Annotated in this window: 18 protein-coding genes; all 18 read left to right on the top strand. The window is 61.7% G+C overall.

Annotated features, from left to right (window positions below):
• Positions 1-42: 42 nt before the first annotated feature.
• The 18 genes from I2C21_RS04905 (at position 43) to I2C21_RS04820 (ending at position 13,793) form a co-directional block, all read left to right on the top strand.
• Entirely contained in the window at positions 43-465 is a 423-nt protein-coding gene (locus tag I2C21_RS04905) for a DUF3842 family protein (RefSeq protein WP_101693060.1), read from the top strand.
• A gap of 111 nt (positions 466-576) precedes the next feature.
• Positions 577-1,707: a tRNA guanosine(34) transglycosylase Tgt gene (tgt, locus tag I2C21_RS04900; RefSeq protein WP_195278669.1), complete on the top strand. Its 1,131-nt coding sequence runs from the start codon at positions 577-579 to the stop codon at positions 1,705-1,707.
• Between the two features lie 114 nt (positions 1,708-1,821).
• Positions 1,822-2,145 carry a preprotein translocase subunit YajC gene (yajC, locus tag I2C21_RS04895; RefSeq protein ID WP_353654777.1) on the top strand — a complete coding sequence of 108 codons (324 nt, stop codon included), beginning with the start codon at positions 1,822-1,824 and terminating at the stop codon, positions 2,143-2,145.
• 120 nt (positions 2,146-2,265) lie between these two features.
• Positions 2,266-2,688 carry a TIGR04086 family membrane protein gene (locus tag I2C21_RS04890; protein ID WP_193536652.1) on the top strand — a complete coding sequence of 141 codons (423 nt, stop codon included), beginning with the start codon at positions 2,266-2,268 and terminating at the stop codon, positions 2,686-2,688.
• A 68-nt stretch (positions 2,689-2,756) separates the two neighbouring features.
• On the top strand, positions 2,757-2,900 hold the full coding sequence (gene scfA, locus I2C21_RS04885; RefSeq protein ID WP_101693063.1) for a six-cysteine ranthipeptide SCIFF: 144 nt from the start codon (positions 2,757-2,759) through the stop codon (positions 2,898-2,900).
• 122 nt (positions 2,901-3,022) lie between these two features.
• On the top strand, positions 3,023-4,384 hold the full coding sequence (scfB, locus tag I2C21_RS04880; protein ID WP_101693064.1) for a thioether cross-link-forming SCIFF peptide maturase: 1,362 nt from the start codon (positions 3,023-3,025) through the stop codon (positions 4,382-4,384).
• 294 nt (positions 4,385-4,678) lie between these two features.
• Positions 4,679-5,302, top strand: a complete 624-nt coding sequence (locus tag I2C21_RS04875; RefSeq protein WP_195278668.1) for a stage II sporulation protein M — start codon at positions 4,679-4,681, stop codon at positions 5,300-5,302.
• A gap of 33 nt (positions 5,303-5,335) precedes the next feature.
• Positions 5,336-6,217 carry a site-specific tyrosine recombinase XerD gene (xerD, locus tag I2C21_RS04870; protein ID WP_101693066.1) on the top strand — a complete coding sequence of 294 codons (882 nt, stop codon included), beginning with the start codon at positions 5,336-5,338 and terminating at the stop codon, positions 6,215-6,217.
• Between the two features lie 218 nt (positions 6,218-6,435).
• A complete protein-coding gene (gene ruvC, locus I2C21_RS04865) occupies positions 6,436-6,972 on the top strand; it encodes a crossover junction endodeoxyribonuclease RuvC (protein WP_101693067.1) in 537 nt (178 codons plus the stop codon).
• 23 nt (positions 6,973-6,995) lie between these two features.
• The gene (ruvA, locus tag I2C21_RS04860; RefSeq protein WP_195278667.1) at positions 6,996-7,601 is read left to right on the top strand and encodes a Holliday junction branch migration protein RuvA; all 606 of its coding nucleotides are present in this window, start codon (positions 6,996-6,998) and stop codon (positions 7,599-7,601) included.
• Positions 7,598-8,116 (top strand): ATP-binding protein, encoded by a 519-nt coding sequence (locus I2C21_RS04855; RefSeq protein WP_215655686.1) that lies wholly within the window; start codon positions 7,598-7,600, stop codon positions 8,114-8,116. The genes ruvA and I2C21_RS04855 overlap by 4 nt, the downstream gene beginning before the upstream one ends.
• Before the next feature lie 4 nt (positions 8,117-8,120).
• Positions 8,121-9,185 (top strand): Holliday junction branch migration DNA helicase RuvB, encoded by a 1,065-nt coding sequence (gene ruvB, locus I2C21_RS04850; RefSeq protein ID WP_101693070.1) that lies wholly within the window; start codon positions 8,121-8,123, stop codon positions 9,183-9,185.
• A gap of 58 nt (positions 9,186-9,243) precedes the next feature.
• Complete coding sequence (glmM, locus tag I2C21_RS04845; RefSeq protein WP_195278666.1) at positions 9,244-10,596, top strand: phosphoglucosamine mutase; 1,353 nt, start codon at positions 9,244-9,246, stop codon at positions 10,594-10,596.
• Positions 10,597-10,683: 87 nt separating this feature from the next.
• Entirely contained in the window at positions 10,684-11,319 is a 636-nt protein-coding gene (locus tag I2C21_RS04840; RefSeq protein WP_101693072.1) for a sigma-70 family RNA polymerase sigma factor, read from the top strand.
• A 79-nt stretch (positions 11,320-11,398) separates the two neighbouring features.
• A complete protein-coding gene (locus tag I2C21_RS04835) occupies positions 11,399-11,680 on the top strand; it encodes a zinc-ribbon domain containing protein (RefSeq protein WP_101693073.1) in 282 nt (93 codons plus the stop codon).
• A 332-nt stretch (positions 11,681-12,012) separates the two neighbouring features.
• Complete coding sequence (locus I2C21_RS04830) at positions 12,013-12,225, top strand: DUF1858 domain-containing protein (RefSeq protein WP_101693074.1); 213 nt, start codon at positions 12,013-12,015, stop codon at positions 12,223-12,225.
• A 70-nt stretch (positions 12,226-12,295) separates the two neighbouring features.
• A complete protein-coding gene (locus tag I2C21_RS04825; RefSeq protein ID WP_195278665.1) occupies positions 12,296-13,012 on the top strand; it encodes a class I SAM-dependent methyltransferase in 717 nt (238 codons plus the stop codon).
• Complete coding sequence (locus I2C21_RS04820; RefSeq protein ID WP_101693076.1) at positions 12,999-13,793, top strand: Nif3-like dinuclear metal center hexameric protein; 795 nt, start codon at positions 12,999-13,001, stop codon at positions 13,791-13,793. Before I2C21_RS04825 ends, I2C21_RS04820 begins: the two co-directional genes overlap by 14 nt.
• The last annotated feature ends 67 nt before the right edge of the window (positions 13,794-13,860 follow it).

The raw sequence follows: 13,860 nt of genomic DNA, 5'->3' as shown, positions 1-13,860 counted from the left end.
ATATAAAAATACCCCTGAGAGACAGAAAGAGGAGATGCCCCCATGAAGGTTCTTGTGATTGATGGTCAGGGCGGCGGGATCGGCCGTCAGCTGGTCGCCGCCATTCGGGAGACCTGCCCCGACGCGGAGATCACCGCCGTCGGCACCAACAGCCTGGCCACCAGCGCCATGATGAAAGCGGGGGCCCATCTGGCCGCCACCGGAGAGAACGCCGTCCTGGTTGGGTGCCGGAAAGCGGACGCCATCATCGGGCCCCTGGGCATCGTCATTGCCGACGCTCTGCTGGGGGAGATCACTCCTGCCATGGCCGCTGCCGTGGGGCAGAGCCGGGCCAAGCGCATTCTGATCCCGGTGAACCACTGCGACAACCTGGTGGCCGGGGTGGGGAAGCAGTCCATGGGCAGCCTGGTCCAGGACGCGGTGGACCTGCTCCGGTCCTTGCAGGGAGAAGCGTGCGGGCTCTGATTGCAGGGGATTTTATCCTGTGGTATAATGGCGATTAGTATAAGAGCGATATTATGAATTGGAAGAACGAGTGCGGCCAGGCGCGGCGTTCTCCCTCAAAGGAGTTTTTCTGTGTTTGAAGTAATTAAGACGGAGGGGCGGGCCCGCCGGGGCGTTTTCCAGTGTGCCCACGGCACGGTGCAGACCCCTGTTTTCATGAATGTGGGAACCCAGGGCGCCATCAAGGGCGCGGTATCCGCCCACGACCTGAAGGAGATCGGGTGCCAGGTGGAGCTCTCCAACACCTACCACCTGCACCTGCGTCCGGGGGACAAGGTGGTCCGGGACATGGGAGGCCTCCACGCCTTCATGGACTGGGACGGCCCCATCCTCACCGATTCCGGCGGATTCCAGGTGTTCTCCCTCTCCGGGCTGCGCAAGATCAAGGAGGAGGGCGTCACCTTCGCCTCCCACATCGACGGACGGCGCATCTTCATGGGTCCGGAGGAGTCCATGCAGATCCAGTCCAATCTGGGCTCGGACATCGCCATGGCCTTTGACGAGTGCGTGGAGAATCCCGCCACCTATGAGTACGCCAAGGCCTCCTGCGAGCGGACCCTCCGCTGGCTGGAGCGGTGCAAGAAGGAGCACGACCGGCTCAACGCCCAGCCCGACGCGGTGAACCCCCGGCAGATGCTCTTCGGCATCAACCAGGGCGCCACCTTCCCCGACCTGCGGGTCTGGCACATGAAGGAGACCGCCAAGATCCCCTGTGACGGCTATGCCATCGGCGGCCTTGCGGTGGGTGAGCCCACGCAGGTCATGTACGACATCATCGACGCGGTGGAGCCCCACATGCCCCCGGACAAGCCACGCTATCTCATGGGCGTGGGGACCCCCTCCAACATCATCGAGGCAGTGGCCCGGGGCGTGGATTTCTTCGACTGCGTGATGCCCGCCCGCAACGCCCGCCACGGCAAGCTCTACACCTGGGAGGGCTCCATCAACATCAAGAACGAGAAGTACAAGCTGGACCGGAGCCCCATCGATCCGGAGTGCCGCTGCCCCGCCTGTCAGCACTTCTCCCGGGCCTACCTGCGCCATCTCTTCGCCGCAGGGGAGATGCTGGCCATGCGCCTGGCCGTGCTGCACAACCTGTACTTCTACAACAGCCTCATGGCGCGTATCCGCGCCGAACTGGACGCCGGGACCTTTGCCCAGTTCCGGGCCGAGTACAGCGAAAAGCTGGACCGCCGCCTGTAACGTGCGGCCCATTCTGGGAAAAATCGCAAAAACACTTGTCAAACGGACAAGCCTGCCGTATAATATCTTTCACGTGCAAAGCGTGATGGAACTTTGATTTTGGAGGAGATTATTTTGAACGGAATCGGAACTGCACTTCTGACGGGCAGTGATACTGCAAGCATGGTCAGCATGATCCTGCCCTTTGTCCTGCTGATCGCCATTTTCTACTTTATGCTGATCCGTCCCGAGAACAAGAAGAAGAAGGCCATGGAGAAGATGCGCTCCGAGCTGGCCGTGGGCGACGTCATCACCACCATCGGCGGCATCGTGGGCACCATCTGCGCCGTCAAGGAGGAGACCATCGTCATCGAGACCGGCGCCGACCGCGTGCGCATCGAGTTCACCAAGTGGGCTGTCTCCACCAAGGGCCAGCAGACGGACGCTGCCGCGAAATAATGGATCAAAAGATTCCTGTCTCTTCCGGAGGTGGGAATCTTTTTTTATCTCTGGTCCGGCATGACCGCTCCATGCGCCTCATAGAATGGGAGCAGAATCGATGAGGAAGGGGAGAGCGCTGTGCCGAAAAAAGAAGAGGGGCCGAAAGAATTGTGGACCCGTTATGCAGGCGGCATCCTGCTGGGCGGATGCATCGCCCTGGGCCTGTGCCTGCTTTTACTGCTTGCCGCCTCGGCGGCCATCTATCTGGGCGCCCTGAAGGAGTCTCATATGGACCGCATCACGCTGGCCGCGTGTGTTCTGGGGACCTTTTTGGGCGCGCTGTGGGCCGTGAAGCGCTGCGCACGGCGGGCGCTGCCCGTGGGCGCGGGGACCGGAGCGGTGGTTTTGCTCCTGCTGCTCCTGGTGGGAAGCCTTGCCTTTCACGCCCAGCCCCTGGAAAACGGAGGGGTCGCGCTGGCGCTGGCCTGCCTGCTGGGCGGGTGCGGCGCGGGGCTGTGCAGTCAGTTGATGACGCCCCGCCGGAAAAAACGGCGAAAGTGATTGAAATTTCTTCCGGTCTATGCTATACTAATTGCGGTTATCCTATATCAAATGGGAGGGAAACAGAAATGAAGCATATCAAGACGCTCAACGGCGCTACCCTGAAGAACAGCGCTGCTCACGGCGGCTGCGGCGAGTGCCAGACCTCTTGCCAGTCCGCCTGTAAGACCTCTTGCACCGTCGCCAACCAGAAGTGCGAGAACAACAAGTAAGAGGCAGAACCAACACACATGGTTGAAAAGGGTGGGGCTTCCCACCCTTTTTCCATGCTACGTAAGCGCATACGTCCCCGCGATACCGGGACGCTCAATCTGATTTGGAGGATCGAAAGAACATGGTACATACCTTTCAAGCCCTTGGGGTCAATATCGCGGTGGATGTCAACAGCGGCGCGGTCCACGTGCTGGACGAGGTGACCTACCACCTGCTGGAGAAGGTGACCCCTCCCATGGGGGAGCACTGCCCGGAGGACATCAAGGCCGCTCTGTCCCAGTACGATCCTGCCGCGCTGGAGGAGGCGTGGCAGGAGCTGCGCGGCCTGGCCGCCGAGGGACTCCTCTTTGAGGAGGACGACTACATCGACCGGGAGAAGGCTGCCTCCATGCAGCAGTCCGCCCTGGTCAAGGCCCTGTGCCTCCACGTGTCCCACGACTGCAACCTGCGGTGCAAGTACTGCTTCGCCTCCACCGGCGATTTCGGCACCGGCCACCGCATGACCATGGACGTGGAGACCGCCAAGAAGGCTATCGACTTCGTCATCGAGAAGTCTGGTCCCCGCCGCAACATCGAGGTGGACTTCTTCGGCGGCGAGCCCCTCATGGCCATGGAGACCGTGAAGGAGACCGTGGCCTACGCCCGCTCCATCGAGAAGGAGAAGGGGAAGTGCTTCCGCTTCACCATCACCACCAACGGCGTGCTCCTGAGCGACGAGAACATCGAGTACATCAACCGCGAGATGTCCAACGCGGTGCTCTCCATTGACGGACGCAAGGAGGTCAACGACGACCTGCGCCCCACCGTGAACGGGAAGGGGAGCTACGACGTGATCGTGCCCAAGTTCAAAAAGCTCATCGAGGGCCGGGGCACCAAGGACTACTACCTGCGCGGCACCTTCACCCGCTTCCACAAGGACTTCGCGGAGGACGTGAAGGCTCTGGCCGCCATCGGCCGGAACATCTCGGTGGAGCCGGTGGTGGGCAAGGAGGACGATCCCTATGCCCTCCAGGAGTCCGATCTGCCCGAGCTGGAGGCCGAGTACGAGCGCCTGGCCGAGTACCTCAAGGACCACCCCGAGACCAACTTCTTCCACTTCAATGTGGATCTGGCCCAGGGTCCCTGCGTGATCAAGCGCCTGCGCGGCTGCGGCGCCGGATGTGAGTATGTGGCCATCACGCCGGAAGGGGATATCTACCCCTGCCACCAGTTCGTGGGCAACGAGGAGTACAAGCTGGGCAACATCTACGACGGCACCTTTGATATGGAGCTGTCCGGAAAGTTTGCCGGTCTGAACATCTACACCCGCGAGGAGTGCGGCAACTGCTGGGCCCGCTTCTATTGCAGCGGCGGGTGCAGCGCGTCCAACCTGCTGGTCAATGGCGATATCAAGCACCCCCACCATGTGGGATGCGTGCTGGAGCGCAAGCGGCTGGAGTGTGCCATTGCACTGCGCGCCATTGCGTCCGGGATGGCGGATTAACTTTGACAACAAAACGGATACCGCTACATTTTGCGGTATCCGTTTTGTATATCGCTATATCTTGCGTTTTGTGGCCCCCAAACGGGGTCCACATCTTTTTTCGCATTCTGAAATTTACATAATACTGTATACATAATGCATTATCATAATTGACAAAAATCGGGTAGTTTTGGAAATCCTCTTGCATAATTGTATTATGTAGATTATTATAATTATGGATGAATCCAGTCCGTTGTTTTTCTGTGCTTCTAAAGGCCTCCCTCCTCCGCATAGGATGGGGTGGAGGTGAGAGAGATGCATAAACCCACTGCAAAAGTCTGGGACGTGCCGTCCGGCCTGAGTGCGGCGCTCGCTGTGACATCGATCTGCTTTTTCCTGGGCGGATGCCTGGGGTGTCTGTTGGCGGTGCGGGTCGGCGGGGGAGGGAACGACCTCCTCGCGGAATATCTGACCTCCTTTTTACAGAGCGTGCAGGTGCAGCCCGCATCTCCTCCGCTGCTGATCTCCGTCTGGGAGACCATACGCTGGCCGCTTCTGGTGTTCGGACTGGGGTTTACCACGCTGGGGCTTCTGGGTATCCCGCTGGTTTTTTCCGTGCGGGGATTCCTCCTGGCCTTTTCCATCGCCTCGTTCGTCAAGATGTTCGGGGCGAGCGGCGCGCTGCTGGCCTTCGTGGTCTTTGGCGTGTCCGGCTGTATCGCGCTTCCGGCGCTGTTCGTCCTGGGCGTACAGGGTTGGATCGCGTCCCGCTGTCTGGCCACCCGCATGCTGGGGGACGGACGGCGTACCCTCCCGTATGGGAGACTCTATTTTTTGCGCTGCGGGGTGTGTGCCTGCGCGCTGTGTGTGTGTATCTTTTTAGAATCCGTGGTCGTCCCCTCGCTGCTGGCGGGCGCGGCCGGACTGTTTTCCCTCTAGGAAACCGGTAAATAGCGAAAAAGAAGGTGTTGGATGATGGACTGTTATCAAGAGTATGAGCGTTATCTGGCGGAGGAGAAAAAAGTAGCCTCCAATACATTGAGCTCGTATCTTCGCGATATCCGCCAGTTTTTGCACTGGCTGGAGGGTGCAGGCAAGCTGCCTGAGCAAGTAAAACAGTCAGACGTCGAATCCTACACGCAGTTTCTCTCCTCCGAGGGGAAATCGGCCGCGACGGTGACCCGTTCTCTGGCCTCGCTGAAATCCTTTTACAGCTTCCTGATCCGTCAGGGCGTGGTGGAGGTCAACCCCGCCCGGGGGCTCTCTCCGGCCAAGGTGGAGCGCAAGCTCCCCCAGATCCTGACCAGCAAGGAAGTGGAGCTCTTTCTGGAGCAGCCCGACGCCTCGGACGCCAAGGGCTGCCGGGACCGGGCCATGCTGGAGCTGCTCTATGCCACCGGCATCCGGGTGAGCGAGCTGATCGGCCTGAATATGGACCACATCAACCTGAGCGCCGCCTTTATCCGCTGCTCCGGCCGGGACCGGGAGCGGATCATCCCCCTGTATCCGGCGGCGGTGCGGGCCCTGAGCGATTACATCGAGCATGTGCGCCCCCAGATGATCGAGCACCCGGACGAACAGGCCCTCTTCGTCAACATGAGCGGTGAGCGGATGAGCCGCCAGGGCTTCTGGAAGCTCATCAAATACTATCAGGAGAAGGCGGGCATCCAGAAGGAGATCACCCCCCATACCCTGCGTCACTCCTTTGCGGCCCACCTGCTGGAGAACGGGGCCGACCTGCGCTCCATTCAGGAAATGCTGGGACACGCCGACATCTCCTCCACCCAGATCTACACCCAGATCGTCAGCCAGAAGCTGAAGGACGTCTACCGCAAGGCCCATCCAAGGGCATAAACCTGTCTCAAAAACGCATGGCATTTTTGAGAGGGGATACACTTTCTCGTCATGCCGAAAGCCGGTGCGCGGATGCGCGCCGGCTTTTCCTATCTCCACACGAGAGAGGCAGAGAAATCTCCTTTTCATTTTCAAACGTCTGTGCTACAATAAAGAAGATTGAGCGCCGGGTCTATGCCCGGCCCAGAGGATCGGAACACCGGGCAGGGAGGAAGGACATGGTTATTTTAGGCATCGACCCGGGATTTGCCATCGTGGGCTTCGGCATCCTGGAGGCCGACCGGAATGCCCAGCGTCTGCTCCGGTGCGGGGCCATCACGACACCGGCTGGGGTGCCCCTCCCGGGGCGCCTTCGGCAGATCTTCGAGGATATGCACCAGCTGCTGACCACCTTCCGGCCGGACGCCATGGCGGTGGAGGAGCTCTTTTTCAACCAGAACGTGACCACCGGTATCGGTGTGGCCCAGGCCAGAGGGGTGATCCTCCTGGCCGCCGAACAGGAGGGGGTCCCCATTTTTGAGTACAGCCCCTCCCAGGTCAAGCAGGCCGTGGCCGGCTATGGAAAGGCCGAAAAGCGCCAGGTCATGGAGATGACCCGCAAGCTGCTGCGCCTCTCCGCCGTCCCCAAGCCGGACGACGCCGCCGACGCGGTGGCCATCGCCCTGTGCCACGCCAGATCCTTTACCTCGCGGCTGAGTCTTCTGGACTCCGCCCGCCCGGGCAGCGGCCGCTACGCCGCCCGGACCAGATCATAACAGGATTGGAGAAACAACAGCGTATGTTTTACTATGTCAGCGGTACCGTGGCCCATGTGGAGCCCTATCTGGCGGTGATCGACTGCGGTGGGGTGGGCTATGCCTGCCGGACCACCAACCAGAGTCTCTCCCGCCTCACCGTAGGGGAGAAGGGGAAGCTCTTCACCCATCTCTACGTGCGGGAGGAGATCTTTGAGCTCTACGGCTTTGCCACCGAGGATGAGCTCAACTGCTTCCGGCTGCTCATCGGCGTGTCGGGCGTGGGACCCAAGGCCGCCCTCTCCATCCTCTCGGCCACCACGCCGGAGGGGCTGGCCATGAGCATCATCACCGGGGACGAGAAGGCCCTCACCGTGGCCCAGGGCATCGGGAAGAAGATCGCCCAGCGCATCATCCTGGAGCTCAAGGACAAGCTGGCCAAGGGACAGATCGCCCCCAAGGGCGAGAGCTACGGCGGCACCGGCGTGACCGTCATCCCCCAGAACAAGTCCAGCGAGGCGGCCGCCGCCCTGGCCGTGCTGGGATACAGCCAGAGCGAGGTGGCCACGGCCCTCAAGGGCATTGACGTGGAGGCCCTCAGCCTGGAGGACATCATCAAGCAGGCCCTGAAGAAAATGGTGAAGCAGTGAAACAGCTTCTCCTGATCGGCGGACCCATGGGCGTGGGTAAGACTCAGGTGTGCCAGCGCCTGCAAAAGCGGCTCCAGCCCAGCGTCTACCTGGACGGGGACTGGTGCTGGAACCTGAACCCCTTCCGGGTGACCGAGGAGACGAAGGCCCTGGTTCTGGACAACATCGGGACGCTGTTGGGCCGCTTTCTCCGGTGCTCGGAGGTGGAGTATGTCATTTTCGGCTGGGTCATGCACCGCCAGGAGATCGTGGACGAGATCTGCGCCCGGCTGCCCCTGGACGGGGTGGAGGTCCACGCCTTTTCGCTGCTGGCCGCACCCGCCGTACTGGAGGAGCGGCTGCGGCGGGATATCCGGGCGGGAAAACGGCAGGAAGACGTGATCGGGCGGAGTCTAGCCTATCTTCCGCTGTATCGGGACATGGATACGATCCCCGTCTGGACCGACGGCAAGGGCGTGGAAGAGGTCGCGGCGGAGATCGAGATGGATTTGAAACGCATCAGAGACAGGAAGTGAGATTTTGAGCATTGACTTTTCGGACGACGGGAGCCTGGAGACCAGAGAGCCGCTGGTGACCACCTCACTGCTCCAGGAGGACGAGGGGGAGTACTCCCTCCGGCCCAAGGTCCTCTCGGAATACATCGGACAGCGCAAGGCCAAGGACAACCTGGAGGTCTTTATCCAGGCCGCCAAGATGCGCAATGAACCCCTGGACCACGTGTTGCTCCACGGCCCTCCGGGTCTGGGCAAGACCACCCTCAGCGGGATCATCGCCAACGAGATGGGGGTCCATATCCGCATTACCTCCGGCCCGGCCATCGAGAAACCGGGGGATCTGGCCGCCCTCCTCACCAACCTGAATGAGAACGACATCCTCTTCGTGGACGAGATCCACCGGCTCAACCGCTCGGTGGAGGAGATCCTGTATCCCGCCATGGAGGATTTCGCCATCGACATCATCATCGGAAAGGGCCCCTCGGCCAACTCCATCCGCCTGGACCTGCCCAAGTTCACCCTGATCGGGGCCACCACCCGGGCGGGCCAGCTCTCCGCCCCTCTGCGGGACCGGTTCGGCGTCACCCTGCGGCTGGAGCTCTACACGCCGGAGGAGCTCTCCCTCATCGTCACCCGGAGCGCGGGCATCCTGAACGTCCCCATCGAGCCGGACGGGGCCATGGAGATCGCCCGGCGCAGCCGCGGCACCCCCCGCATCGCCAACCGGATGCTCCGCCGGGTGCGGGATTTCGCCCAGGTGAAGGCCGGGGGCGTCATCACCCGCGCAGTGGCCGACCAGGCCCTCACCGCCCTGGAGGTGGACGACCTGGGGCTGGACGCGGTGGACCGCCGGATGCTGCGCGCCATCATCGAGCACTACGGCGGCGGCCCGGTGGGGCTGGAGACTCTGGCCGCCACCATCAACGAGGAGTCCATCACCCTGGAGGACGTCTATGAGCCCTATCTCATGCAGATGGGTTTTCTCACCCGCACGCCCCGGGGCCGCTGCGTCACCCGGCAGGCCTATCTCCACCTGGGACTTCCCGTCCCGGGGGGCGCCGCCGGCGGCATGGAGCAGCTCACCTTTTAAGCCCTGCGGGGAACTGCCATCGAATCTGACTCACATTCAACGAGAATGAGGTGTATTTATGGGAAAATTGTTTGGTACGGACGGCATCCGCGGCGTGGTCAACGCCGGTCTGGACGCCACTCTCGCCTATCAGGTGGGCCTGGCGGCCGCCGTGGTCATGGCCAAGGAGACCGGAAAGAGGCGCCCCCAGGTGGCCATCGGAAAGGATACCCGCATCTCTTCCGACCTGCTGGAGAGCGCCCTGATCGCGGGCCTTTGCTCCGCGGGAGCGGACGTGCTCCATCTGGGCGTGGTGCCCACCCCGGCGGTGGCCTTCCTCACGGTGGAGATGGGGGCCGACGCGGGCATCGTCATCTCGGCCTCTCACAACCCCTTTGAGCACAACGGCATCAAGATCTTCAACAGCCAGGGCTACAAGCTGCGCGACGCCCTGGAGGGGGAGATCGAGGAGATCATCCTCTCCGGACAGCTGCCCGCCCTCAAGACCCACGGGGACCTGGGCCGGGTCATCCACAAGGACGAGGAGGAGACCCGGGCCTACATCGACCACCTGGTCTCCACCGTGGACACCGATTTTGCCGGTATGCGCATCGTGGTGGACTGCGCCAACGGCGCGGCTTCGGCCACGGCGCCGGGGCTGTTCGCCCGCTTCCCCAAGCTGCACGCCGACATCCTGCACGCCCAGCCCGACGGCATCAACATCAACAACGGCTGCGGCTCCACCCATATGGAGGACCTGAAGGCCGCTGTCGTGAAGGGCGGGTACGACCTGGGTCTGGCCTATGACGGCGACGCCGACCGCTTCCTGGCCGTGGACGAGAAGGGCGAGGACATCGACGGCGACCAGATCATGGCCGCCTGCGCACGGGTGCTCCAGGCCGAGGGCAAGCTCAACGGCAACGCCATGGTGGGCACCGTCATGAGCAACATGGGCCTGCACATCTTCGCCAAGGAGAACGGCATGGAGCTGCACTGCACGCCCGTGGGCGACCGCAACGTGCTGGAGAAGATGCTGGAGCACGACTTCGTCATCGGGGGAGAGCAGTCCGGCCACACCATTTTCCGCGCCTATGCCACCACCGGCGACGGAGAGCTCACCTCCCTCCAGTTCCTCCAGGTGCTCCACCGCTCGGGCAAGAAGGCCTCTGAGCTGGTGGCCGACTGCCGCCGGTATCCCCAGGTCCTCATCAACCTCCCGGTGGAGAGCAAGGAGAAGAAGGAAGAAATCATGGCCGCCCAGGCCCTCAAGGACGCGGTCCAGGCCAAGGAGGCCGCCCTTCAGGGGACCGGCCGCATCCTGGTGCGCCCCTCCGGAACCGAGGCCCTCATCCGCGTGATGGTGGAGGCTCAGACCGAGGAGGCAGCCCGTGCCTGCGCCGAAGAACTGGTAGATGTCATAAAAATCCTGTGAGATTTTTTGGCATAATATAAATATTTTGCATAAACGCTTGACAACAAGATATACTCTTGCGTATAATAACAGACAAGGAGCAAGAGCATGAGTGCTTTCCAACCCCAAAACTCCAATCCTTCCGACGAATGCCTGTGTGTCAGGAGCAAATCCGGCGATCGCAGCGCGGCAGAGGAGCTGGTTCTGCGCTATAACCGCGTGGTGCGTGTGTGCGCCCGGCCCTACTTTCTGGCGGGCGGTGACAGCGAGGATCTGATCCAGGAGGGGATGTTGGGACTTTGGAACGCCATTCGCGAGTACGATCCCCGGCGGGAGGTCTCCTTTCGGACCTATGCCGAGACCTGTATCCGCAACCGTTTGCGCTCCGCTATTAAAGCAGCAGCAAGAGATAAGCATTCCCCGTTGAACAATTCTGTTTCTTTCGAAACCCCGCTTTTTGACGGATTTGCCGTCCATGACATCTGTGGCAGGGAGTATCGCTGTCTGGAAAATCCGGAGGATACTCTGATCGGTCAGGAAGAAGTCCGTGAGCGAATGAATGTGCTAAAGGGCCAGTTGTCCGGTTTCGAAGCGAAGATCCTCGGGCTCTATCTGGAAGGGTTGTCCTATTCCGAGATTGCCGCTGAGGTAAAACGGTCCCCGAAATCGGTGGACAACGCTGTGCAACGTATCCGGCGGAAGGTCGCGCAGCACTTTTCATCTGGCGATGTCAGCGAGAGCTGAACGCAATATTAATCTGTCCCAGCACTTCACGGTTTCAATTCCGGACCTGGGCAAATGAGTCAAAGAGAGGGTATTTATCATGTACGAAGACAAGACTTTGGTATGCAAAGAGTGTGGCCAGGAGTTCGTGTTCACCGCTGGTGAGCAGGAGTTCTACGCAGAGCGCGGCTTCCAGAACGAGCCCCAGCGCTGCAAGGCCTGCCGTGACGCCCGCAAGGCCGCTTCCCGTGGCCCCCGCGAGTACTTCACTGCTACCTGCGCCGCCTGTGGCGGTGAGGCCCGCGTGCCCTTCGAGCCCAAGTCCGACCGTCCCGTGTACTGCAGCGATTGCTTCGCTCGTATGCGCGGCGAGCAGCAGTAAGCTCTGTATGTAAGACAAGGACGCCCTCCGGGGCGTCCTTGTTTTTTTCTCAAAAATGCAAGCATTTTTGAGAGGGGGATGCAGGCCGCGGCGCGCACGCGCGGATGCGCGCACACTTGCGGCCTGAGCTGTGTTTTTTCCGACGTACACGCCGCCGGAAAAAACGCCTTCACTTCCTTCCGCCGTCTGCGGACGGCGGAACTCTGCGAGGCGCTTGCCCCACAGCGCGCAGAAATACGCTGCCCTCGCCCGGAAAAAGAGTTGAAAAAGGGCGACAAATAGGATATACTACTCACGTATCCTTTTATCTTCTGATTTGGAGGTTTACCCATATGGTTCAGATTACGAAAGACACCATCATCGGCGACATCCTGGATATCGCCCCCCAGACTGCTCCTCTCTTTATGTCCATCGGCATGCACTGCCTGGGCTGCCCCTCTTCTCGCGGCGAGACCGTGGAGGAGGCCTGCATGGTCCACGGCGTCAATGTGGAGGCCCTGCTCAACGCCATCAACGAGCAGATCGCCGCTTCCGAGCAGCAGTAATCGGTACGAGAAAAAAAGAGCGGCTTTTCGGCCGCTCTTTTTTGAGTTTCTCAGATCAGGAGGGAAGTTCTTGAAAACCATTGAGCTGTCGCCGCGCCTGCAGGCCGTGGCGGACCTGGTCCCGCCCCAGACCAGGTTTGTGGATGTGGGGACGGATCACGCCTATCTGCCTGCCTATCTGATCCAGAAGGGGATCATCCCCAGCGCGGTGGCCTCCGATCTGCGGAAAGGGCCCCTGGAGCGCGCCCGGCAGACGGCGGAGCGCTACGGAGTCACCGATCAAATGTCCTTCCGCCTGGGCAACGGGCTGGAGCGGGTGCAGCCGGAGGAGGCCCAGACCATCGCCATCGCCGGGATGGGAGGGGAGACCATCTCCGCCATCCTCTCGGCCGCCCCCTGGTGCCGCCTGGGGGATCGGACGCTGATCCTCCAGCCCATGAGCGCGCTGCCCGAGCTGCGGGCCTGGCTCCAGCGCAGCGGCTACCGCATCCTGCGGGAGCGCCTGTGCCGGGAGGGCAACACCATTTACACCATTATGCAGGTGGCAGCGGGGGAGATGCCCCCTCTGACCCCCGCGGAGTGCTGGGCCGGTTCCTGGGAGACTGCCGGGAGCGAACCGCTGCGTCCGGCGCTGCTGGAGCACCTGCTGGCCCGGGTGGAGCGGGCCCTCGCCGGCATCCGCCACTCGACGCGCCCGGAGGACATCCCCTGGAAAACAGAGCTGGAGTCCGTCCGGGAGGGACTCATCACCATGCAAAGGGAGTTGAAGCAAGATGAAAGTAAATGACATCTACGCCTATCTGGATCAGAGAGCGCCTTTCTCCATCCAGATGGACTTTGACAACGCCGGTTTTCTGGTGGGCCACGGGGAGCGCACGGTCTCCAAGGTCCTGATCGCCCTGGACATCACGGAAGAGGTGGTGGCCGAGGCCGCCGAGCTGGGGGCCGAGCTCATCGTGTCCCACCACCCGGTCATCTTCCATCCGGTGAAGAGCATCCGGGACAACGATCCCACCGGGCGCATCCTGCTCTCTCTGATCGAGCACCAGATCGCCGCCATCTGCGTACACACCAACCTGGACGCGGTGGCCGGCGGCGTCAACGACGCCCTGGCCCAGAAGCTGGGTCTCACCCAGCTGGAGCTCCTCCACACCGACGGGGTGGACGGGGACGGCCATCCCTACGGCGTGGGCCGGGTGGGCATGCGGGAGGGCATCCCCGAGTACGCCCCCGCCTTTGCCCAGTTCGTGAAGGAGACCCTGGGCGCCAACGGCGTGCGCTATGTGGACGCCCGCCGTCCCGTGCGGCGTGTGGCGGTGGGGGGCGGCGCCTGCGGCGACCTGCTGACCGACGCCTTCCGGATGGGCTGCGACACCTTCGTGACCTCCGACGTGAAGTACAACGGTTTCCTGGACGCCAAGGCCCTGGGCATCAATCTGATCGACGCCGGACACTATCCCACCGAGCAGGTGGTCTGTCCCGTTTTGGAGAAATGGCTGCGCGGCGCCTTCCCCGGGGTCGAGTTTGTGCAGACAAAACGGCACAAAGAGGTCTTTTCTTATCTATAATCGTCACGTTTAGGGGTTGCAAAGGCCTGTGGGCTGTGCTAAACTAGTCTAGCTGATTTTTGTCGGC

Source organism: Clostridium sp. J1101437_171009_A5 (genome assembly GCF_015547905.1).
In the GTDB taxonomy this organism is placed as follows: Bacteria; Bacillota; Clostridia; order Oscillospirales; family Oscillospiraceae; genus Pseudoflavonifractor_A; species Pseudoflavonifractor_A gallinarum.
This window is presented reverse-complemented; position numbering and strand designations above follow the sequence as displayed.

Bases quoted from the DNA above. Each gene is read 5' to 3' on its own strand.
- I2C21_RS04905 (WP_101693060.1), top strand. From the start codon at position 43: ATGAAGGTTCTTGTGATTGATGGTCAGGGCGGCGGGATCGGCCGTCAG.
- scfA (WP_101693063.1), top strand. From the start codon at position 2,757: ATGAAGCATATCAAGACGCTCAACGGCGCTACCCTGAAGAACAGCGCT.
- scfB (WP_101693064.1), top strand. From the start codon at position 3,023: ATGGTACATACCTTTCAAGCCCTTGGGGTCAATATCGCGGTGGATGTC.
- I2C21_RS04875 (WP_195278668.1), top strand. From the start codon at position 4,679: ATGCATAAACCCACTGCAAAAGTCTGGGACGTGCCGTCCGGCCTGAGT.
- xerD (WP_101693066.1), top strand. From the start codon at position 5,336: ATGATGGACTGTTATCAAGAGTATGAGCGTTATCTGGCGGAGGAGAAA.
- ruvC (WP_101693067.1), top strand. From the start codon at position 6,436: ATGGTTATTTTAGGCATCGACCCGGGATTTGCCATCGTGGGCTTCGGC.
- ruvA (WP_195278667.1), top strand. From the start codon at position 6,996: ATGTTTTACTATGTCAGCGGTACCGTGGCCCATGTGGAGCCCTATCTG.
- glmM (WP_195278666.1), top strand. From the start codon at position 9,244: ATGGGAAAATTGTTTGGTACGGACGGCATCCGCGGCGTGGTCAACGCC.
- I2C21_RS04840 (WP_101693072.1), top strand. From the start codon at position 10,684: ATGAGTGCTTTCCAACCCCAAAACTCCAATCCTTCCGACGAATGCCTG.
- I2C21_RS04835 (WP_101693073.1), top strand. From the start codon at position 11,399: ATGTACGAAGACAAGACTTTGGTATGCAAAGAGTGTGGCCAGGAGTTC.
- I2C21_RS04830 (WP_101693074.1), top strand. From the start codon at position 12,013: ATGGTTCAGATTACGAAAGACACCATCATCGGCGACATCCTGGATATC.
- I2C21_RS04820 (WP_101693076.1), top strand. From the start codon at position 12,999: ATGAAAGTAAATGACATCTACGCCTATCTGGATCAGAGAGCGCCTTTC.